Raw genomic sequence first — 21,076 nt, 5'->3', positions numbered from 1 at the left:
TGAGTCAGCACCCGTTGCTGGTCTCGGGCGGGGTGGGTTTTTAGTGTCTTAGAATGAAGCCATGACTGACTCTGCTCCCGGTACGCCCTCTGCTGGCCAACAGCCTCAACCGCTGGCGATTCGCCGGCTCAAGAAGCTGCGTCTAAAGCACCCCTATGACACCCCGCAGCAACTGTTGAGCAGGGTGAGCGCTCTTTTTATCAGGGACTTCACCCTGGTAGGTGGGGTAAGTGCTGGTGCTGAGCAGTTCACCCCCGGGGCAGTTGGTCGCCTTACCCGTAACCCTAAGATTGCCCTGGCAACCCGCGCAGCGTCTCACCTGGGTAGCGCCGGCCAGAAAATTGCAGGTGCGGGGCTGAGCGCTCAGCAGGGGGTCAATACCGCGGCTCATGTGGGTTCAGCTCAGGCTATTAAGACTTATGTGCATGCGCTTGCGCTCTTGCACGGGCGGCAGGTGGCAGATGCTGAAGACGCTGCGGAGCAGCTTTTGGGAGGGGGTGTCAATGACCTCCTGGCAGCCCTGGATGCACCCCGGCAGAACACTCCGCAGGGTCAGAGCTTTAACCTACTAGGTGCTATCGGTGTTTTTGCGGCCCGTAACCCTCAAGCTTTCCTGTTCATCAAGGCAGGCGAGCAGTTAGCTAAGACCGGTAGCGCTGTGCTGACCAACAGCAAAGAACGCAAGCTTTTTGCTGCCAGCCTGGTGGAACAGCTGGCCGAGCAGTTGGGGGAGCCGCCGGCAGACTTTCCCCAGTTTTTAAGCCGGGATTTACTTCAGGACGCCGGGGCAGAAGCTGACGACACCGAAGATGCAACTGCCGGCACCCCCGCTGTCACCGCTGACGATGGGCAGGGTGCGGGAGGCATCCTCACTGAAGGCGCAGAACAGGCGAAGGAGGCTCTAGCGGTAGCAGAGCCTGCTGAGCTACCGCAGAACCACCCCGGTGCTATCGGCGCCCGACTGGCCGCCCGCGCGTACTTGAAGGCACGCGGGCGGATGGGGCGCTAAAGCGCTAGCGGTTAGCGTGCTCCAAAAGCTGGGCTGCTAGACCGGTGTAGGTGTGCGGGGTTAGCTCGCTCAGGCGCTTTTCAGCGTCGGCTGATAGACCCAGCTCTGCCACAAATTCCTTGAGACGAGCGGCGTCTACGCGGTGACCGCGGGTCAAATCCTTGAGACGCTCGTAGGGGTTCTCCATGCCCTCAACTCCTGCAATAGCCTCAGCACGCATGACCATCTGAATGGCCTCAGCAAGAACTTCCCAGTTTTCATCTAGGTCAGCGGCAATGACATCGGTGGCGATGTCCAGGCGCTCCAGGCCCTTAACTACGTTTGAGATTGCCAGTATCGAGTGCCCAAAGGCCACACCGATGTTGCGCTGGGAGGACGAGTCGGTGAGGTCGCGCTGCCAGCGGGACTGCACCAGGGTTGAAGCCAGCGTATTCAGCAGGCCGTTGGAAATCTCGAGGTTAGCTTCTGCGTTCTCAAAGCGGATGGGGTTAACCTTGTGCGGCATGGTTGAGGAGCCGGTCGCACCTGCCACGGGAATCTGGCGGAAGAAACCAATGGAGATGTAGCTCCACACGTCGGTGCAGAGGTTGTGCAGCACCTGGTTGAAGTGGGCGATGGAGGAGTAGAGCTCCGCCTGCCAGTCGTGGTTTTCGATCTGGGTGGTGAGCGGGTTCCAGTCCAGACCCAAGCCGGTGACAAAGTCTTCTGAAATCCTCTGCCAGTCAGCACCGGGTACAGCCACAGTGTGGGCTGAGTAGGTGCCGGTTGCGCCGTTGATTTTGCCCAGGAACTCGGCGTTTTCAACCTGCTTAATCTGGCGGTTCAGGCGGTAGGCAAAGACAGCCAGTTCCTTACCCAGGGTTGAGGGAGTAGCGGGCTGACCGTGGGTACGCGAAAGCATGGGCACCTCGCGGGCCTCTTCTGCCAGCTTCATAATCTGCTCTACCAGGCCGCGGGCTGCAGGCAGCCAGACATTGGTGACGGCGTCCTTGATACCCAGGGCGTAGGAGAGGTTGTTGATGTCTTCGCTGGTGCACCCAAAGTGAACCAGAGGGGTCAGATGGGCAAGTCCTAGAGCTTCAAGGCGGCGACCAATGAAGTACTCCACCGCCTTCACATCGTGAACGGTAACCGCTTCAATCTCAGCTAGTTCAAGGGCAGATTCTTCGGTGAATTCGGTGACGATGGCGCGCAGGCCATCGCGCTGGGCGTCTGTCAGGGGAGACAGACCGGGCAGGACAGAGTGATCACAGAGGTAGATGAACCATTCCACCTCTACATGCACGCGGTCACGGTTGAGCGCGGCTTCTGAAAGGTAGTCAACCAGAGTTTCGGTAGCGGCCTTGTAGCGGCCATCCAGAGCGCCGAGGGCTAGACCGGCGCCGGTGAGTGAGTGGCGGCCGTTGGGCAGTGTGGTGCAGTTATCACGATGAGACATAGGTCTAGTTTCTCACGGGCACTAGGGGTTCTGCACCTTTGACGTCTCTCTGTATCAGCCTGTGTGCACCGGGTGGTCATACCCCGTCACAAGTTCACCATTTTTCTTCCCTGGGTGCCGCCCCAGTTCATTCTGTGAAGGCGTGCCTCATCCACAGGGCTGCTGGCGGTAGTGCTGAGGCAGTTTCTCTTTTCTATGCTGTGGGCAGGTGACGTTTGAAAGGAGAAACCAGATGGCCAGCACAGCAGACATAACGGCAGCGTTGGGTCGTGGCGGGTTGGGTGCGGACGCCGCGGCGTCCGCTAGCGCTTCAGCCAGTGGGCTAGCGGCGCGAGTGCGAGAATGGGCGCGGGCGCTCGGGGCACATATTGACGCCGAAGTGCAAGAGCTAGAGAGCATTGCTGCCGAAAGTAGGGCCTACTCTCTGGAGAGCTGGCGCTCGCAGGCGGCGGTAGCTTTTAGGGAGGCTTTGACCCAAGAACAGGTAGCCAACGCAGCCTTTCAAGGGGAGTTGGAGGCAGCGGCAACCTCCACTCGAAATGCAGGTGAGACCATCGGAGCCAGTCTTGATGCCCTGGCCGCCACCCTGGGCGGGGTGGGAGCCCTCATTGATAACGCTCTGCTGGGTATGAGTCAGGTTGAAGGTGTCCTGGATGATGTAATTGCCCATGCCGACCGCTCCGGTTTGACCCTTCTGCAGAATGAGTTACAGAGCCACTTAACCGACCCCCTCTTGAACCAGGTGGCTGGTGCACTGTCGCAGGTGGGGAGGTAACTATGCCCATCGCGGTAACACCGGATTTCTCCCTAGTACCTGCCGGCGCCACTCACATCGTCAGCGTTGATACAGCAGAGCTAACTGCGGTCTCTCAGCAGTTATCAGCCCTGGCAGACCGGTATGAGAGCTTGGGGCGCCGGCTAGCTCCTGTTGCCCTTCAGGTCGGTGCTCTTGCTGCCCTAGATGCCAGCGGCCAGGGGGCTCTTGCCTTCAGCAGTCTCACTGTGGGTGCCACTACACTGGTTACCCTCGCTGCTGCCGCCCAGAGGCTAGCGGTTGCCGTGCGTCAGTCAGCTGCCAACTATGAGGCAGCTGAGGCTTTTGCCTCCGATGTCTTGCGGGGCTATGAAGCCGCCCACCAGCAGGGTCTATCTCTTGCCCGTTCTGTGGGGTCTGCCTTTGGCTACCGGCTCGATAGCCTTGAGATTAAGGTCGAGCTGGCAGATAGGGCGGTGAGCGTCTTTGTGCGGAAGAAGGCCGCCTATGGCACGCTGTCGGCTATTGAAAGCTTTGAGGCCTTCCGCGCCAGTAAGGTGGGGCGCACCGTTATTTCGGGCGCGACCGACCAGCTTCACGACACCGCAAAAAGCTTCGGGCTAGTCCGCAGACTCAGGGTATTTGAGGATATCAGTAACGAGATTGACCCCTGGATTGACCCAGAAACCGGTGAGAACTTACGCCCTGATGGGCCGCCAAAAACAGCCGCTGACCTGGTGCAGATGAACTACCTGGTCAGTGGCGCCCACCAGGCGGTAGACGACCACTACCAGGGCGAACATTACGTCAACGAGTGGGACCATATCGTCCTGCAACGGCACTACGACGAGCAAACCGGGCAGGAGCGCGTTATTATCACCCTGCCCGGAACCGATGGTGAACTGTCTGACCTACTGGCAAACTATGACGGCGGTACGGCGAGCTGGGCTGAAAACATTGCCAATGCTGCCCTGCTTGATGACCCGGACGTCCCGTTGGCGCAGTCCTCTGCTGCTATGCAGTTGGTGGACCAAATGTTGCGAGAAGAGGGTGTAGACTCTGATACCCCTATCATGCTCAATGGGTATAGCCAGGGCGGAGTGGTGGCCATGTCTTTGGCTAACAACAAAGAGTTCAGAAGCAGGTACAACGTGCAGGTGGTTGCTACCCAGGGTTCCCCGGTCAGCGACATAGGCGCTGCACCGCCAGGGGTGGCGCACATTCGTATGGATAACAAGAAAGACTACGTTCCGAAAACCCAGGGGGCCAACCCTCACTACCAGCCCACAGAAGACTACTCCCTCAACTATTGGAATGAGGGCGACCCTCATGGCAGCAAGGGTTACCTGAGCGAGGCCCAAAATAGCGAAAGCTTCAACCAAGAGTCAGAGGTGCTGGCGGACTTCTTCAACGGGGACTTCCGAGCCGGTGAAACAACCGTTTACGCAGGGTCAAGCCAAGATTCAGACCTCACCGAGGTGGAGCTTAACCAGCAACGTTTACTGGGCATAGCCCACGGGACGTCGGAACTATCAGTGAGCGCAAAAGATGCGGCCGATCTGGCAGGGGACAGTGTCAATACCGTCTTGAAGAAGACAGACCTTGCAGACGGAAGCCGTGTTCCCTCTGGCTACATGGATGACCTCACCCAACCGGTTAACCCCACCGAGGTCTATCAAAACCTGGATGAGGGCGTGGACTGGCTCAACGACGAGGTGATAGTTCCTGCTGATGAGAAACTGAACAGTGCCCTGCAGAACATCAAAATTGGCGATATTGAACTTTATCCCCCAGACCTCTCCTGGAACCCCGGTGGGAAGGAAACGCCGCCGGTGCCCATGCCAGATGACAAGATTAAAACCTACTCGCCCAACCCCATCGAAGTATCGCCCGCTGTTCTTCCAGATGGCAGAAACCCCGCCCTCCACGGGGTGGGGGCGGGGTCTAGATTCTAGCCCGGGTGAGCTTAGGCGGGGTAGAGCGGGTTGTGGCCGGGGGTGACGTGCTCGCCGTCCCTGACCGGCCCGGGTGCGGTGGCGCCGGCGTCCGTGTTGAAGGGGGACCCTCCCAGGGCTTCGCGGCCGTGGTCACTGAGCCAGTTCTCTAACTGGGGGCCAGCGGGGACGACGCCGGTGGGGTTAATATCCTCGTGCACGATGTAGTAGTGCTCTTTGATTTGTTGGAAGTCCACCGTATCCCCGAAGCCGGGGGTCTGGAAGAGATCGCGAGCGTAGCCCCAGAGGTTAGGCATAGTAGTTAGCGGCTGACGGTTGCACTTGAAGTGACCGAAGTAGACGGAATCAAAGCGCACCAGGGTGGTAAAGAGGCGCACGTCAGCTTCGGTGATGTTATCGCCCATCAGGTAGCGGCGGGTGGACAGGCGCTCTTCCACCCAATCCAGGGCGTCCCACAGGCGCTGGTAGGCCTTCTCGTAGGCATCTTGGGAGCCAGCGAAACCGCAACGATAGACCCCGTTGTTGATTTCGGTGTAGATGCGCTTCATCACCTGGTGCATCTCGTCTTCTTGGTCAGCAGGCCAAAGATCAGGGGCGCCTTCGCGATGGAAGGCGCCCCATTCCTTGGCGAAGTCCTCGGTGATTTGAGGGAAGTTGTTGGTGACCACCGCGCCACTTTCCACATGGACGATAGCGGGCACGGTGATACCGCGGGAGTAATCGGGGAAACGCTTGAAGTAGGCATCCTGAATGCGTTCGATGCCCAGCACTGGGTCCTTGCCATCTTTGTCCAGATCAAAGGTCCAAGAGCGGGCATCGTGGGTGGGGCCGGGGAGGCCCACCGAGATAGCGTCCTCTAGACCGAGAAGGCGGCGCACAATCAGAGTGCGGTTGGCCCAGGGGCATGCGCGAGCGGCGACCAGGCGGTAGGCGCCAGCTTCTGCGGCCCAGAGCTGGTGCTCGCTGTCGTTGCTGGCCTGCGGGTCCGCTACGATGCGGTCCTCGATATAGGTGGTATCTCGATTGAACTCTTCACCCTCGTGCACGTAGGCGCCGCGGGTTGAACGTTCGGTGGTGTGGTTCGTCATTAGTCCATCATCTCAAATATTATTTTCATAGTAAAGTAATTATTTAAGATGTGGGACGCCCATCTCAGCCTCAAAATTCGCTAGGCCGGTGGCCTTACCCCGCGAAACATACGCCCGGTGACAGCCTCACCCCAGGCTCCCTGGCAGTCCACAAACCTGCCATCCTGGGCAAAACCCAGACGCTCGTAAAACTGCACTGCCCTCTCATTACCCTTGATATACCAGAGATAGGCAGGCTCCTCCTCATAGAGCACCGCATCAAAGAGAGCTGCGCCCAACCCGGTGCCGTGCGTCCTGGCTAGCGTGTAGAGGTGGGTCAGCTCCCGCGTCCCTTCGGGCACCAGGGGCAGCCCTATACGGCGTTCCCACTCCAGAGGGCCGGGCCGCGAAAGCGCGAAACCCACCGGCTGCTCCCAGTCCACAGCCCCACCCATCGCACACGACAGGGGTGCACCCGGCTGCCATGCCGGGTTCTCGTAGGCGAAGAAAGCCCGCACCTTCGGCGCAGTAATGTTCTGATCAAATTCCTTAAGCCAGCTGTCACGTTCCGCCCGCTGGCGCTCGCCAAAACCGGCGTCCACTAGCTCGTTATAGGTCTCTGCTAAGCAGTCCAGCTGCAGGTCCACGTACTTCTGCGCGTCCGCTGGCTCCACCGGTACCAGCACGTACCTGCCCTCTACTGCAAACCCCACACTCGCCGTCCTTTCACCAAGGTCATATTGTTCCCCCTCAGTCTATGCGTCAGCGCGCACTAGACTGGGAGAGTGGCTAAACGCAGAAGAACTCCTAAGAAAAAACAGCAGATTGAAGGTGGCCCCGTTGAGGGCGTCTACGAGATTTCAACCGGCACCGCAGAGCTGATTGAGGATGACTACACCCCCAACGGTTGGGTGCTAGAAATCAACGGCATGGAAAGCTCCCACATTGTGCTGGGTGACCCCCGCGCGCTGGACTTTGAGTACATGCGCTGGCTAGCTGCCGTCATTGAACCCCATGTGGACGCTCATCTGGACCCCGCTAAACTGCGTATCACCCACCTGGGTGGTGGGGCGTGCTCCATGGCACGCTACCTGGCTGACGTCTACCCCAGCTCTCGCAATACCGTGGTTGAGTTGGACGCTAAACTCGCCGATTTCGTGCGTGAATGGTTCGAGTTGCCCAAGGCGCCCCTGGTCAAGATTAGGGTGGGGGAGGCGCGCGCTGTCACCGCGACCCTAGCGCCAGCTTCGAGGGATATTATCATTCGCGATGTGTTCTCTGGCTATATCACCCCCGCCCCGCTGACTACTCTTGAATTCACCGAAATGGCGGCCAAAACGCTGGATACCGGCGGGCTTTACATCATCAACTGCGGCGATAATCGTGACCTGGCAGGTGCCCGCGCTGAGGCTGCTGCCATTTCGCGGGTCTTCGAGCATACCGCCGCGGTGGCTGACCCTGCCATGCTTAAGGGGCGCCGCCGCGGCAATATCATTATCGCTGGCTCGCATTCCCCGTTGCCTGTTGATGGTGAGGCTGTGACCGCTGCGATTTCTAAGCGGTTGCTAGGCGGCGGAGTGCCTGCTCAGTACAAGGACGACGCCTGGGTGCGCGAGTTCGCCCGTTCGGCGTCCCCGCGCCGCGACCCCAGCTAGAGCCCGCTAGGCAACCTCCCCGTCCATGTAGAACCAGTTACCGGCCTCTTTGACAAAGCGGGAGTTCTCTTCTTGCACTCCCCTGACTCGGGCGTCCGGGGCAGTGCCCGGCACAGACCGGTAGTAGGCGGCAAAATGTACTGTTCCGCTGGTTTCAAAGACCGACCCGCTGGTGCCCAGAATATCCAGCCGGTACCAGCGCAGGGTCTCATCCAGGTCTAAGGACGCCGGCCGGGTGCTGGGGTGCCAGGTGGCAAGCAGGTAGGGGGCATCACTCACCGCAAAGGCAGTAAAGCGCGATCGCATGAGAGCCTCTGGCGTTGGTGCGGTGAGCTCACCGGTTTCAGCGAAACGGGCATGGTAGCGATAGCAACATGATCCATAGGTCTCGCCGGTGCCGCAGGGGCAGCGGGTGTGAAAGTCAATCATGCTTTTCATTAAACCTAAACTTTCTGCGGGTCGCCCGCTGGCGCCCAGCCCTGCATGCAAAAGTGACCAGATTTTTCTCATGTGACCAGAAAATACGTGGTCATGTGAGAGAAATCTGGTCACTGTAGTCAGTGATGGGGCGGTTAGTGCATCCAGCCCTCAATGACGCCCATGCCGAAGAAGACTAAGAAGGCAGCTGAGACGACGTACATGATGGGGTGCACTTCGCGCCCGCGGCCCTGAATCATGCGGATGAAGGTGAAGGCAACGAAGCCTGCGCCGATGCCGTCTGCGATGGAGTAGGTGAACGGCATCATGATGATGGTCAGGAAGGCAGGGATACCCAGGCCCCAGTCGGTCCAGTCGATGTGAATCGCCTGGCGAACCATGAGGAAGCCAACGATCACCAGGGCGGGAGCAACTGCCTCGAAGGGGACGATGGAGACCAGCGGGGAGATGAAGACCGCCAGCAGGAAGAGGGTGCCAGTGACGATGTTGGCGAAACCGGTGCGTGCGCCCTCACCGATACCGGTGGCTGACTCGACGAAAATCTGGTGCGCTGAGCTGGAGGAGCCGCCACCGAGTACGGAACCGGCAGCGTCAATGATGAGCACGCGGTCGATGTTCTCGATTTTGCCGTCCTTGATGGTGCCAGCTTCGGTTGCCAGACCTACGGAGGTGCCCATGACGTCGAAGAAGACGGCCAGAAGAATGGCGAACATGAGCATGGTGGCGCCCAGTGAGCCCAGTGAGCTACCGGCAAAGGCTCCGGTCATGTCAACTGCACCAATGAGGGAGAGGTCGGGGTGGCCGACCCACTGGCTGGGGATGCCAGGAAGCATGAGGGACCAGCCGGTGGCTGAGTCCATGGAGGAGCCCGAAGGCCAGACGGTTTCCAGGGTCACTGCCAGAATGGTCGAAGCAACCACGCCAATCAGAATGGCGCCGCGTACGTTGCGGATGAAGAGGGCGATGGTCAGAAAAAGACCGAAGAGGAAGACGGCGATGGGCCAGCCTTGCAGGTGGCCGCCGGCGCCGAAGGAGACGGGCACGGTGGTGCCTGCGGCGTCGGGCATACGGCGCACGATGCCTGCGTTGACGAGGCCGATGAGGGAGATGAAGAGGCCGATGCCCACCACAATGGCGGTTTTAAGGGACTCGGGCACGGCGTCAAAGACGGCACGGCGGAAGCCGGTGAGCACGAGAATACCCATGACGATACCTGCCCACACGACCAAGCCCATGATTTGCGGCCAGGTGAGATTGGGGTTGGTGGCGATGGTGGATGCCAAAAGTGCGTTGACGCCCAGGCCAGCTGCCATGGCGAAGGGCTGCTTAGCCCAGAGGCCCATGACGATGGTGAGGATGCCGGCGATCAGCGCGGTGGCTGCGGCTACGCGTTCAACGCCCAGGGCGTTGCCGGCGCCGTCCGGGCCTAGACCCAGAATTAGGGGGTTAAGCACCACGATGTAGGCCATGGCGAAGAAGGTTGCCAGGCCGCCGCGGAATTCGGTGGCGAGGGTGGAGCCGCGTTCGGTGATTTTGAAGTAGCGGTCGAGCGCGCTTTTAGGGGCGGCGGGTGCGGTTTTGTGAGCCGCGGTGTTCTCAGAAGACATTCGTGAAAATCCGTAGATACTCGTGGGTGTGTGCCCAGAAATGATGAAGCGCCGGGCTCTTGCTGATGGCAAGGTCGGCGCTGAAGTTACTGTCTTAGTCTACGCCAGAGGTCATCGGTGCGGACCAGCGCTAACTGTGACCTGAGTCTAATTTAGGGGGTGTAAATGGGGTAGGGCTTTGCGGTTTGTGGCGCATGGGTAAAGTTTGGCTGATAAAGCGCCATTTTCCTCTTCTTTCGCGGTAGGGTAGTTAGGTAAGCCTAAGTTCAAAGGAGAAACTGTGTCTGATTACCCTGCCGTTGCCGAAATGACTCACACTGCCCGCTCACTGGTAGTTACAGACCGACCCGCCCGGTACGCTAAGCAGTTGGTCTCGCACATGGGTAATAAGTTGCCCGTCGAAGAGATTGAGGGTGGGCACCGTCTGACCTTTAACCGTGACGGTGTCTTTAGTGGGTACGGGGACGTACTCGCGCAGGACGGCGTGCCCCAACTGGTTATGGTGGTGCATGCTCCGAGCGTTGAGAGTTGCACACGAGTCTCTGATGTACTGGCGCGCCACCTGGTGCGCTTCGGGGAGCGTGATGAGCTAGTAGTGGAGTTCTCAGTAGTTTAGGGTTTCGGCACTCTGGGGGAGTGTGTGGGTGTGCAGGAGCTTTCCCTTCGGTCTGGGTCGAATATACTCCAGAGCCTTGCCCCGGTCAGACTACGGGCGTAACATGTATCACATAAATGCGATATCGTGAGAAGGGTGAATTAGATGAACAAAACGGTTCTCGGTTTATTGTGGGGAACCGTGGCGGCAGCACTTCTTGCTGGTATGGCTACACTTGCACTGTTTGTCATGTCTCTAACATCATCTGGCGGCGTGCCTATCGCTCTCGGTTTGGTTCAAACATTGTTTAGCTTGTGCGCGGGAGCTCTGGCTCTCGTGGCTACCCTGGTGCATCTCACCTCCACAAAAAAGTGATATTTACATTTTCCAAAGGGACACGCTCTACTTTAGAGCGTGTCCCTTTGACGTTGCACCCGGGAGGTAGCGCGCTGATAGTCTTTCTGAGGTAAGTATTGGGCTAAAAAGTGAGGGGTCATGAGCGAGAGAAACCCGCAAGATTTAGTGCTTGCCCGGGAATTTGTGCAAGAGGTAGCGCAGCGGCTAGACCTTGACCCGCAGGTTATCCAGCAGACCCTGCCGCATCTTTTAGGGCTCACCAAGCATGTGGCGCACGGGGTGGTGCGCCCGGCTGCGCCCCTAGCAGCTTTTCTGGTGGGTCTTGCCGCAGGGCAGAACTCGTCTCTCGCTGGCTCTGAAGTTGACACTGAACAGCTGGCTGCCGGCGTCCTTGCCCATATTGCCGCGGTTGAAGAGCTGGTGAAGGAGCACAAGAATGGGCAGGCTTAACCGCTCGGTCGCTGCCACCAAGTACGTGCGCAAGCCAGATGGTAGCTTCAGTAAAGATCGCCGGGCTGACGCCATCACCGCCGAAGAACCCCTGGAAATCAGGGTCAATGGCACCACCCTCACCACCACCATGCGCACCCCCGGCCATGACCTAGAGCTGGCGCACGGGTTTCTGCACTCTGAGGGTCAGATTCGCTCAGCGGCTGATATCAGCACCGCCCGCTACTGCGCCGGTGCGGGCCCGGATGGGCAGAATACCTACAACGTGCTCGATATCAACAGCACCTACCAGCCCCCGGCCCCCAAGGGCGACGGTAGCTCGGGCTCCGCGCTCTTCCCTACCAAGGCTGCGCCCCTGCGCCTGACCATCACCAACTCTGCCTGCGGGGTCTGTGGTTCTGGTTCTATCGAGAGCATCATGGAGAAGAGCTACCGGCAGATTAAGGCGGTCAAACTTACCCCTGAACTGGTACTTTCCTTGCCTGAGCAGCTGCGGGAGCACCAAACTCTCTTCCGCAAAACCGGCGGTATTCACGCAGCGGCTGTTTTTGAAGAAGATGGCACCTTCTTGGTGGCCAGGGAAGACATCGGGCGCCATAACGCGGCAGATAAGGTGATCGGCCACCTCCTGCTGGAAGATAGCCTAGAAACCCGTGGTCGCATCCTGGTCATGAGTTCCCGCGCCTCTTTTGAGCTGGTGCAGAAGGCGATCATGGCGGGCTTTTCCGCTCTGATTACCGTTTCGGCGGCGTCCTCCCTTGCCGTAGAACTAGCGCGGGAAGCAGGGCTCACGCTCATTGCTTTTGCCCGCGATAACCGGTTCAATCTCTATGCCGGGGAAATGGACGACAACACCCTTTAGCCTTAGTAATCTAGGCCACTAGCGATAGACTGGAAGCTATGACAACGCTACCTAAGAACGACAAAGCCCCCCTCGTGAGCCGCGTGAGCAAAGACGCCACCCGCTTCGACGGCCCCCGTATCAGTAAAAGACCTAAAGCTGCTGCCGGTGTTGGCGGCGTTGTTCATGCCATGCAGCACGCCGTACCCGCCCGCGGCCTACTGCCCCTGATTACCATGAACAAGCCCGGAGGCGTTGACTGCCCCGGTTGCGCCTGGCCCGAGCCAGACCAGCAAGACCTGGGTATTGTGGAATTCTGCGAAAACGGTGCTAAGGCTGTGGCAGAAGAAACCACCCCTGACCGCGCAACCCCGGATTTCTGGGCGCAGCACACCGTTTCCGAGTTGCGCGATAAGACCGACCACTGGCTGGGCAAGCAGGGCCGTATTACCGAGCCCCTGCTCTATGACCGCTCCAGCGGGGACGACCACTACCGCCCCATCACCTGGGAACGTGCCTTCTCCTTGATCGCTGAGCAACTCAAAAAGACCGACCCCACCAAGGCGGTTTTCTACACTTCGGGTCGTGCCTCCAACGAGGCTGCTTACAGCTTCCAGCTGCTGGCACGCCGTCTGGGGTCTAATAACCTGCCCGACTGCGGCAACCTCTGCCACGAGTCCACCGGCGTCGCTCTCAAAGAAGTCGCCGGCCTGGGCAAGGCATCGGTCACCATGAAGGACATGGAAACCACCGAGCTGTTCATCTCGGTGGGTCAGAACCCCGGCACCAACCACCCGCGCTCGCTGACCACCTTCAAGAAGATGAAGGAAAACGGCGGCAAGATGGTGGTGCTCAACCCCATGCCCGAAACCGGCCTGATGGCCTTTAAGGAGCCCCAGTCGCCGGTGGGCATGTTCAAGCCCGAGCAGCTGGCGGACGAGTACCTGCAGGTACGCCTGGACGGGGACCGCGCCTTCTTCCAGCAGCTCAATAAGGAGCTCATCCGCCGGGACGCCATTGACCACGTCTTTATTGAACGCTTCACCTCTGGCTTCGATGAGGTCAAGGAACATCTGCTGAGCCTGGACGATGCTGAGCTTGAACGCGGCTCGGGTATCTCTGCTTCTCAGGTGGCTAAGGTCGCGGACATGGTGGAGAAGGCGAAAACTGCCATCGTTGCCTGGACGCTGGGCGTCACCCAGCACCGCGAGTCGGTCAACACCATCCGTGAGATGATGAACTTCCTCTTCCTGACCGGTAACATCGGCAAGCCGGGTGCGGGTAGCTCGCCCTTCCGCGGCCACTCCAACGTGCAGGGCAATCGAACTGTTGGCATCTGGGAGAAGATGCCAGATACCTACCTGCAGGCCATCGAAGATTACTTCGGTTTCCCTGTGCCTCGCGAACACGGTCTCGACACCGTAGATGCCCTGCGCCAGATGCGCGATGGCGGCAACCAGTTCTTCATGTCCCTGGGCGGAAACCTGGTGCGCGTTGCTTCCGATACCACCGCCTGTGAGCAGGCCATGAGTCAGCAGGAAATGACCGTTCATCTGTCCACCAAGCCCAACGGCTCCCACGCCTACCCCGGCGAGAAATCCCTGATTCTGCCCGTTCGCGCGCGCACCGATGTGGACGAACAGGCGTCCGGGCCTCAGAAAATCACGGTGGAAAACTCCGCAGGCGTTGTTTCAGCCTCCCAGGGCCACCGCACCGCCAACAAGGATCTGAACCTTAGGTCAGAAGTGGATATCATCTGCTCGGTGGGCCGGGAAACCTTCGGCGATGACTTCTGGCAACGCATGATTGATGACTATGGCGTGATTCGTGATGCCATTGAGGGCACCATTCCCGGCTTTGATCGCTACAACGAGCGCATCGAAAAGCCCGGCGGCTTTTATCTGCCCAACGGCCCCCGTGAGCGTGTTTTCAATACCGCTACCGGCAAGGCCATGCTGACGGTCAACGAAACCAACGTTTTGCAGGTGCCAGAAGGTCACCTACTGCTCTCGACCGTGCGTTCACACGACCAGTTCAACTCAACCATTTATGGGCTGGACGATCGCTACCGTGGTGTGCGCGGAGGCCGGCGCGTGGTCTTTATGCACCGCGATGACATCGCAGCCCTGGGGCTGGTCAACGGTTCTATGGTCGATATTGTGTCGGTCTGGGAGGACGGCGAGCGCCGTGCCCCTAACTTCCGGGTTGTTGAGTATGACCATGCCCGCGGGTGCTGTGCGGTCTACCTGCCGGAGGGTAACGTGCTGGTGCCCCTGGATTCTGCTGCTAAGCGTTCTAATACTCCTGTCTTCAAATCAGTGGTGGTGCGCTTGGAGTCGCTGGGCAGGGTTGCTGATTAGCTGAGCCGCTTAAGAATTGCCCCGTACCTCTGTGAGGTACGGGGCTTTTGTCTGCTCTTCTTGCTCAGGGTGGGTTTGTGAGGCCTGGTGATAGTGGCTGGCGACACTTTCCCATGTCAGGCCACAGTTTGCATATTGCCCCCTAAATGGTGGAGTGTTTTTCTTCTTTGATGTGCGAATGTGTGGGGTGTTTGATGATTATTAAGGTCAAACTGTGGCTACTTGTTCTCTGATTAGTAAATACTTTCTTAACGAGGGGTCTTTCTAGCCACGGCGCGAAGTAGTCTTGAGAATGCAGGGCAGAGATCTGCCTGTGACAAGTTCGCACCACCAGAGAGACTAGATTTTTGTCTACAGCGCTCCTTTCAGGCACCCAAAAGTCAAAACACCGATACAAGAGAGCTCGCTTTCTATACCAGTTTGTTCTCTACCTATCCCCGGTTATTCTTCTAACGTCCATCTTCCCCCTGGTGACCCCTCGTATGGCTGGCATCACGGTGGGCGGGGTGGAGCTACCTCAAATCATCCTGGCAGTTGCTATTACGGTGCCCTGGATGTCGCAGAGCGTCTGCCTGCCGGTCTACCGTGCTATGGGCGACCTTCTGGGGGAGCGCGAGATGAACGCCTGCATGCGCAGGTTCGCTGAGTACTGGATTACTACTAACCTAGCGGTCCTTCCGGCTCTTCTGTTCTTCTCTTTGCCCTTCTTCTTTGCTTTGAACTGGAGCCTCACCACCCTGTTGGCCTTCCTGGTTCTGGGCTTTTTCAACATGGTCTTTAGTCAGTTGCTGGTGATTGCTAACCTGCCGACCGATAGCCGAAACACCTGGGCTTTTGCCTGGCTCGCTTACGCCCTGGCACTCCTTGCCTTCCCTGCCGTCTGGTTCCTGCCCCCGCTCATGGGTATCTTTGTCATGCTCTTTGTGCTGCGCGGGCACCTGCGTCACTTGGTTGCCTTCAAACGTCTTGACTACCACGTGGTTGCCCGAGAGATGCTACGCGGTTACCTACTGGGGTCCGTGCTCTGGGCAGATAAGTACATCCTGTTCATCACCTTGGACGGCACCATGAACGTTATTGCGGTTTACATGGGTCTTGCTCCCGCCGTGATTGCCTACAACTACTTCTTCGCAGCCGAAGCCACCAAGGTGGATCGCGCCGTTGGTAACCTGCGCACCATCATTCAGAGCAAGGGCTACCAGCAGGTTGAGAGCTACTCCACCAAGGTTGAAAACCGCGTGGTTGATTCAACCCGCCGCACCCTGATGATTGCGGGCATTAGCTCCGTTATCGTTGCTGTACTCATGTTCCTCCTGTCTCCTGAATCCTTCACCCTGGCACTGACCGTGATTGTTTCGTCCTGGCTCTTCTTGGCGGTAACGGTCTTTTGCTACCAGATCGATTACCTGGGCTCGCACACAGCCCCCCAGCTCATTGGCTTAGCACATCTCTTCATTTGTGTGGTGGCCTTCCAGCTATTCCCTGGCACCCACGCCTACTTCGCCATCATGGTGGGTGAACTTCTACTCGTTGCGGTCAGCTATGTTGCCTTCCGCCGCACCTGGAAGACTCCGGCCTATGACCTTTTCTGGCGTCACGCCGTTGCCTGGTAAATCGCTAGCACCGCTTATTTTGATTGTTGAGGGGAACAATAATGACTGAGAATACCTACAAAGATTTGATCCTGCCCGAGACCGGGCCCAAGTACACCGACCCTAACTACCCTGATGTTGACGTAGCAATCGTCATGGAATCCACCTACCCCTTCTTGAAGGGCGGGGTGTCGGCTGTGGTGCACGATATCATCACCACCAACCCCGATATCACCTTTGGAATTATCCACATCAGCTGGGATAGCAACTCACCCAATGAAGATCTCTACGGTATGCCCCAGAACGTGCTGTGGGTTAAGACCATCTACATCAGCCTTGAAGAGCACCGAGACGGTTTCAGCCTGCCGGTGCGCGAGCTGAAAATGAACTCTAAGCAGCGAACCGCTGCTTGCAACGAAATTATTGACGCCATGCTGGCTCTGTCAGAAGATTCTGACCCTAACCCGCTCTGGTCCATCTACGACCGCATGTTCTCTGAAAAGAACCGGGAATACCCCCGGGTGGGCTTTGCTGGGCACCAAGGAGTTCATGCAGGTCTTCTTTACCCGCATGAAGCTCCCGGGTATGAGCTTCTCGGACGCCTTCTGGCTGGTTCGCACCTTCTTCTCACTGGCTTACGCCCTCTTGCACGAGCGTATGCCCTACGCCCGGGTTTACCACGCCCACACCACCGGCTACGCCTCGGTGATTGGTGCGGCCGCAGCCCGCGATAACGGCACCAGCTTCCTCTTGACCGAGCACAACCTTTATGTGCGCGATACCATCAACACCCTGCTGAACCGCAACATGTCCTTCCCCGTGGCTGTGGGCGATGAGGACATCTTTGAGCTCACCCCCGAGCAGCGCGCCTGGGTCATTTGGTGGATCCAGATGGGCCGTTTCTGCTACCCTAGCGCTGATTTGATTACCTACCTCTACCCCAAGGCAATTGACGAGGCCAAAGGGCTACACGGCCTCGAAGAAAAGTCGGTCATCCTCCCCAACGGCATGCTGCTCTCGGATGTGAACGAGGCCTACGCGTTACGCCGCACCGCGCGCGAAAAGATTGAACTGCAGGGCAAGAACCACCACTGGAAGTTTGTTTTCATCGCCCGCGTAGTGCCCATTAAGGGCCTGATTGACCTCATTGACACGGTGGGCATCCTCAAGGACCAGGGCTACAACCTGCACATTGACTGCCTGGGGCCCACCGAGCACGTACCCTGGTACTACGACGAGTGCCGCGAGGCAATCGCCGCCAAGGGGCTTGAAGACTACATCACCTTCCACGGCACCGTGAACGTGCGTGAGAAGCTGGGCGAATTCGACGCCCTGGTTATGCCCAGTTACAACGAGGGCCAGCCGATTGTGGCGTTGGAAGCCATGAGCGCGTCCATACCTGTGATTGGCTCGGACGTGGGTGGAATGTCTCAGCTGATTGATGACACCCTGGTGGCTGATAATGGCGAGATGATTGAACGCTGCGGCATTCTTACCCAGGCAGGTGACCCAGAAGGGTTTGCGCAGGCACTGCAGCGCATCATGGATAACCCTGCCTTCTACGAGCAGCTCTGCATCAACGCTCGTGAGCGCGTCCAGCAGTTCTTCCAGTTGCATACCGTGATGGAACGCTACAACATGATTTACCGTGACTTGGGCAAGATGGAACCCAAGCCGGAGCACGCCGGCATGTCCATTGACTCGGTGCGCAGCATCCCCTCCGACGAGCGTGAACAGCAGATCTCTCTTCTGGAACGCGGGTTGGGCACTGACTTGGCCGCCACCACTTTCACCGCTGGCTCATGAATTTTGGTAAGCCAGCAAACAGAGGCCTGTGGGTACGCTACGGCGGGGAGCCAATTACAGAGGATCAAATTGAGTTCGCTGCTGAGCGCTACTCCGTAGCCCTTCTTCAGCCGCGGCAGGTTTATGCTGCTGCGCGGCTTAAGGAGCTTAACCCTGCCATGACGGTGCTCTGCTACAAGTGCCTGTCCTCCACCCGTAGCTATGAAACTGAGGGCCCTTTTACCTCGGGCGTTTCCTATGCTGAGGCGGAGCAGGCTGAGCAGGCGGGGGAGCAGTGGTTTGCCCGCCGTTTGGATGGTCAGCTCATTGAATGGATCGGCTACCCTGGGCACTACCAAATGCAGGTGTGGTCCTCGAGTTACCGCTGGCACTGGGTACGCAACGTGACCACCGAGATTGCTGCCTCACCCTTTGACGGGGTCATGGCAGATAACGATATCCACGGCGATTACTACGGCCTTAACCTGCCCATTCAGGGCGCCAGTAGCTTGAAAGAATTTCATCGCGGCTTGGACCGCCTGGTGAAAGACGCCGGGCGGGCGCTGAACGCCGGGGGTAAAATTCTGGTGCCCAACATTGCAGAATCGCGTGTGAGACCGGGCAAGTGGGAGCGTCACAGTGCTTACGGTGGCGGTTTTGAAGAGGTCTTTTTGGGCTGGTCAGAAACCGACTTCCTGGATCAGCCTTCTGCTCTAGCTCAGATGGAGCAGATGATTGGTCACCACCGCCCCGTGGCTCTGGGTCAGGTTCCTGAGATGGGGGTGCGCAGCCCCAGGCTGACCCTGCTGCGGGCAGCCACAGACGGGCAGGACGACCACCCTAACTTCCTGGCGGCACTCGCCGCTTTCTGGGTCTTTGGTGCTGGCCACTGGTCTGCTCTGAGCGCTAGCGGCCACGATGCCCATAACGGCACCCCCTGGCGAGAAGAACTGGACTGGGATTTGGGCGCCCCGCACGGGGATGCCCTGATGACTAAGGGTGCTTGGGTGCGCCGTTTCAGCCAGGGCTGGGCGGCTATCAACCTCGGTCACAAAGATTCAGGCACCCTCACCCTGCCTGCCGGCCTGGTTTCAGCTACCGGCCCCGCACCGTCCACACTGGTTCTTCCTGCCCACGGTGGGGCTATCTTTCGCTCTACCTGGAACTAGCTCGGAGCTAGTTGAAGATAGGGAAGTTGTAGCGCCCCGCCTCCACCAGTATCTGCAGGCGGGTGTTGATGCCCAGGGTGCTGTAAATGGAGCCGAGCTGGTTCTTCATGCTAGAGAGCGGGGAGCCTAGCTGATCCGCGATTTCTTGATCCGTTTTGCCCAAGCAAACCAGCTTCACAATGGTCTGCTCATCCTCGCTGAGCTGCACCCAGGGGTCCCCCTGTGGGTAGTCGGCAGCGTTCATGGAGGCAACCAGCGAAGCAAGTGCGCGCCGGTCAATCAGGGTGCGCCCCTCAAGGGCTGCCCTGATAGCAGTATCAACCTGGCTGGGGCTTGAGTTCTTCAGCAGATAGCCGTGAACCCCAGCCCTCAGCGCCCCCGTCACGTAGTAGTGATCAACGAAGGTAGTCAGGGCAATAACGGTCAACTCTGGATAGCTCTCTCGCAGGGCAACGGTCGCCTCAATGCCATCCAAAACGGGCATTTGCAGGTCCATGAGCATCACATCAGGCTCAGTACTAGCTACCAGTTCAAGCGCTTCAGCCCCGTTGGTCGCTTCGCCCACCAGCTCAAGGCCGCTCAAGCTCTCCATATAGAGACTGAGAACCTCACGGATTTCGGGCACATCATCAACGATGGCCACCCTAATAGTCTGCACGGTTATATCCTTTACAGGGGGATGGGAAGGTGAATGGTCAGGTCCCAGCGGTCAGCCACGGCGCCGTAGCTCATCGTGCCACCCAACCGGCGGATGCGTTCTTCAATACCAACCAGCCCAAAGCCGGTCCCAGGTTCGCCCGGTTTAGCCTTTTTCTGCAGTGTACCGGTCTTCACCAGGTTACTGGTCCTAATGGTGATGCCCGTGAGATTGGGGCTGACCTGAAGATCAATTTCTGTGTCAGGCTGAGCATACTTGCTGGCATTAAAAGCAAGCTCTTTGATGATTTTGTAGACGGTGGGGCGCAGGCCCTCGGGCACATCGCTGGAACTGTAATCAATAGCTGCCCTCACCATGAAACCCTTAGACCGCAGGTTTTCTAGCTCGGAGCGTAGGGCATCACCCAGCGGCGGGACGTTCGCTGCCGGAAGCTGGGGAGCCCCGCTGAGGCCCTGGTCATCTCTAGCAGTCTGAATGAGAGCACGAACATCGGTCAGCGCCCGGTCTGAACTGGTGGTGATGGCAGTTAGTGCGGCGTCCTTACCGGTCGTCTCAGCCTGCTGCAGAGCACTGTGGGCGTTGAGGTTAATGACGCTGATGTGCCGGGCTACGGTATCGTGCAGCTCTCGGGCGAGTTCCCGGTTAGCTTCGCTAACGCGCTCGCGGTAGATGGCTAGGGTGCTTTCTGAGCGCAGCCGCCCCTCCCAGTGCAGGCGCACTGCCAGGGGCAGGATGAAGAAGATGCAGAAAATCAGTGGGATGTAGGACAGCAGATCTGGGCTATTGAGGCGGTAGTCATCTACTGCTATCAGTGTGAGCACCAGAAGGTTGAAAATATTCTGCGCCGCTGAGGAGTGGATGATACAGATGAAGAGAGCGTAGAGCGCAAAGGGGGTCTGGCCCGATGCGTCGCTGATAAACCACAGGGTAAAGCAGAAGGCAAAGAAAGGCACCGCATAGCTTCTACCCCGGTAGATGAGTAAGCCCCAGGTGAGGCAGAAGGCTGGGGTGAGCGCCTGAACCCACCCGCCCACACTGCCGTTGATAATCCAGCTCAGGATTTCAACGACAGCGAAGAAGATACCGATTCCCAGGCTGATTTTTTTGACCAGCAGAGAGGGCGCACGAAACTTAAGGGCAAAAACCCGCTGCAGGGTTTGTCGCATCTGCTAGCGGCAGATGAAGGGGAGCCACTGGCAGACACCCTGCGGGCTATCGTCCATGTGAGTGACGGTCTGGTAGGCGCTCACACCCAAGGTGCTGCTGGCAGAGATAAGGAGGACGGCGAGGAGCTGCTTCATAGTCTGGTGTCCCTTTCACGAGGAAACCCTTGTGGGTTTAGCTCA

Annotated in this window: 19 protein-coding genes and 1 pseudogene; 12 read left to right on the top strand and 8 right to left on the bottom strand. The window is 58.5% G+C overall.

Translation table 11 applies throughout. The annotated features are described in order from the left end of the window. Nucleotides 1-61 precede the first annotated feature (61 nt). Nucleotides 62-1,009: a hypothetical protein gene (locus tag L6990_RS05175; protein ID WP_237203001.1), complete on the top strand. Its 948-nt coding sequence runs from the start codon at nt 62-64 to the stop codon at nt 1,007-1,009. Between the two features lie 4 nt (nt 1,010-1,013). Here L6990_RS05175 and purB read toward each other — a convergent pair whose 3' ends face one another. Then, complete coding sequence (gene purB, locus L6990_RS05170) at nt 1,014-2,447, bottom strand: adenylosuccinate lyase (protein ID WP_237203000.1); 1,434 nt, start codon at nt 2,445-2,447, stop codon at nt 1,014-1,016. Nucleotides 2,448-2,679: 232 nt separating this feature from the next. Between purB and L6990_RS05165 the strand changes: the two genes are divergently transcribed. Both L6990_RS05165 and L6990_RS05160 read left to right on the top strand, forming a co-directional pair. Further along, nucleotides 2,680-3,222: a hypothetical protein gene (locus L6990_RS05165; protein WP_237202999.1), complete on the top strand. Its 543-nt coding sequence runs from the start codon at nt 2,680-2,682 to the stop codon at nt 3,220-3,222. 2 nt (nt 3,223-3,224) lie between these two features. Further along, on the top strand, nt 3,225-5,156 hold the full coding sequence (locus tag L6990_RS05160; RefSeq protein ID WP_237202998.1) for a hypothetical protein: 1,932 nt from the start codon (nt 3,225-3,227) through the stop codon (nt 5,154-5,156). 11 nt (nt 5,157-5,167) lie between these two features. On the opposite strand, the gene L6990_RS05155 is transcribed toward L6990_RS05160, so the two are convergent. Continuing rightward, nucleotides 5,168-6,244: a glutathione S-transferase family protein gene (locus L6990_RS05155; RefSeq protein ID WP_237202997.1), complete on the bottom strand. Its 1,077-nt coding sequence runs from the start codon at nt 6,242-6,244 to the stop codon at nt 5,168-5,170. Between the two features lie 80 nt (nt 6,245-6,324). Next, on the bottom strand, nt 6,325-6,936 hold the full coding sequence (locus tag L6990_RS05150; protein ID WP_237202996.1) for a GNAT family N-acetyltransferase: 612 nt from the start codon (nt 6,934-6,936) through the stop codon (nt 6,325-6,327). 72 nt (nt 6,937-7,008) lie between these two features. Here L6990_RS05150 and L6990_RS05145 point away from each other — a divergent pair, with 72 nt between their 5' ends. Continuing rightward, a complete protein-coding gene (locus L6990_RS05145) occupies nt 7,009-7,878 on the top strand; it encodes a spermidine synthase (protein WP_336604470.1) in 870 nt (289 codons plus the stop codon). Between the two features lie 6 nt (nt 7,879-7,884). Here L6990_RS05145 and L6990_RS05140 read toward each other — a convergent pair whose 3' ends face one another. Beyond that, nucleotides 7,885-8,307 (bottom strand): YchJ family protein, encoded by a 423-nt coding sequence (locus L6990_RS05140; RefSeq protein WP_237202995.1) that lies wholly within the window; start codon nt 8,305-8,307, stop codon nt 7,885-7,887. Nucleotides 8,308-8,450: 143 nt separating this feature from the next. Continuing rightward, nucleotides 8,451-9,923 carry an NCS2 family permease gene (locus L6990_RS05135; protein WP_237202994.1) on the bottom strand — a complete coding sequence of 491 codons (1,473 nt, stop codon included), beginning with the start codon at nt 9,921-9,923 and terminating at the stop codon, nt 8,451-8,453. A 280-nt stretch (nt 9,924-10,203) separates the two neighbouring features. On the opposite strand from L6990_RS05135, the gene L6990_RS05130 reads away from it, so the two are divergent. The 8 genes and pseudogenes from L6990_RS05130 (at nt 10,204) to L6990_RS05100 (ending at nt 19,072) form a co-directional block, all read left to right on the top strand. Next, the gene (locus L6990_RS05130; protein WP_237202993.1) at nt 10,204-10,539 is read left to right on the top strand and encodes a DUF2218 domain-containing protein; all 336 of its coding nucleotides are present in this window, start codon (nt 10,204-10,206) and stop codon (nt 10,537-10,539) included. 474 nt (nt 10,540-11,013) lie between these two features. After that, nucleotides 11,014-11,325 carry a DUF6457 domain-containing protein gene (locus L6990_RS05125; protein WP_237202992.1) on the top strand — a complete coding sequence of 104 codons (312 nt, stop codon included), beginning with the start codon at nt 11,014-11,016 and terminating at the stop codon, nt 11,323-11,325. After that, complete coding sequence (fdhD, locus tag L6990_RS05120) at nt 11,312-12,187, top strand: formate dehydrogenase accessory sulfurtransferase FdhD (RefSeq protein WP_237202991.1); 876 nt, start codon at nt 11,312-11,314, stop codon at nt 12,185-12,187. The genes L6990_RS05125 and fdhD overlap by 14 nt, the downstream gene beginning before the upstream one ends. Before the next feature lie 38 nt (nt 12,188-12,225). Continuing rightward, nucleotides 12,226-14,526: an FdhF/YdeP family oxidoreductase gene (locus L6990_RS05115; protein WP_237202990.1), complete on the top strand. Its 2,301-nt coding sequence runs from the start codon at nt 12,226-12,228 to the stop codon at nt 14,524-14,526. Nucleotides 14,527-14,873: 347 nt separating this feature from the next. Further along, a complete protein-coding gene (locus tag L6990_RS05110; protein ID WP_237202989.1) occupies nt 14,874-16,139 on the top strand; it encodes a hypothetical protein in 1,266 nt (421 codons plus the stop codon). Nucleotides 16,140-16,180: 41 nt separating this feature from the next. After that, nucleotides 16,181-16,507 (top strand): annotated as a pseudogene (locus tag L6990_RS11910) (DUF3492 domain-containing protein); the annotation flags it as partial. 160 nt (nt 16,508-16,667) lie between these two features. Continuing rightward, the gene (gene pelF / locus L6990_RS05105; protein ID WP_272879267.1) at nt 16,668-17,924 is read left to right on the top strand and encodes a GT4 family glycosyltransferase PelF; all 1,257 of its coding nucleotides are present in this window, start codon (nt 16,668-16,670) and stop codon (nt 17,922-17,924) included. Then, the gene (locus tag L6990_RS05100; RefSeq protein WP_237202988.1) at nt 17,921-19,072 is read left to right on the top strand and encodes a putative glycoside hydrolase; all 1,152 of its coding nucleotides are present in this window, start codon (nt 17,921-17,923) and stop codon (nt 19,070-19,072) included. Before pelF ends, L6990_RS05100 begins: the two co-directional genes overlap by 4 nt. Before the next feature lie 7 nt (nt 19,073-19,079). Here the strand turns inward: L6990_RS05100 and L6990_RS05095 are convergent, their stop codons facing one another. From L6990_RS05095 to L6990_RS11905, 3 genes are read right to left on the bottom strand one after another with little or no spacing between them, the layout of a single operon-like run. Next, nucleotides 19,080-19,730: a response regulator transcription factor gene (locus L6990_RS05095; protein WP_237202987.1), complete on the bottom strand. Its 651-nt coding sequence runs from the start codon at nt 19,728-19,730 to the stop codon at nt 19,080-19,082. Nucleotides 19,731-19,741: 11 nt separating this feature from the next. Further along, the gene (locus L6990_RS05090) at nt 19,742-20,896 is read right to left on the bottom strand and encodes a sensor histidine kinase (protein ID WP_237202986.1); all 1,155 of its coding nucleotides are present in this window, start codon (nt 20,894-20,896) and stop codon (nt 19,742-19,744) included. A 3-nt stretch (nt 20,897-20,899) separates the two neighbouring features. Further along, nucleotides 20,900-21,031, bottom strand: coding sequence for a hypothetical protein (locus tag L6990_RS11905; RefSeq protein WP_272879266.1), 132 nt, complete (start codon nt 21,029-21,031; stop codon nt 20,900-20,902). Nucleotides 21,032-21,076 lie beyond the last annotated feature (45 nt).

The sequence above is a fragment of the Rothia endophytica genome (genome assembly GCF_928381505.1).
In the GTDB taxonomy this organism is placed as follows: Bacteria; Actinomycetota; Actinomycetes; order Actinomycetales; family Micrococcaceae; genus Rothia; species Rothia endophytica_A.
This window is presented reverse-complemented; position numbering and strand designations above follow the sequence as displayed.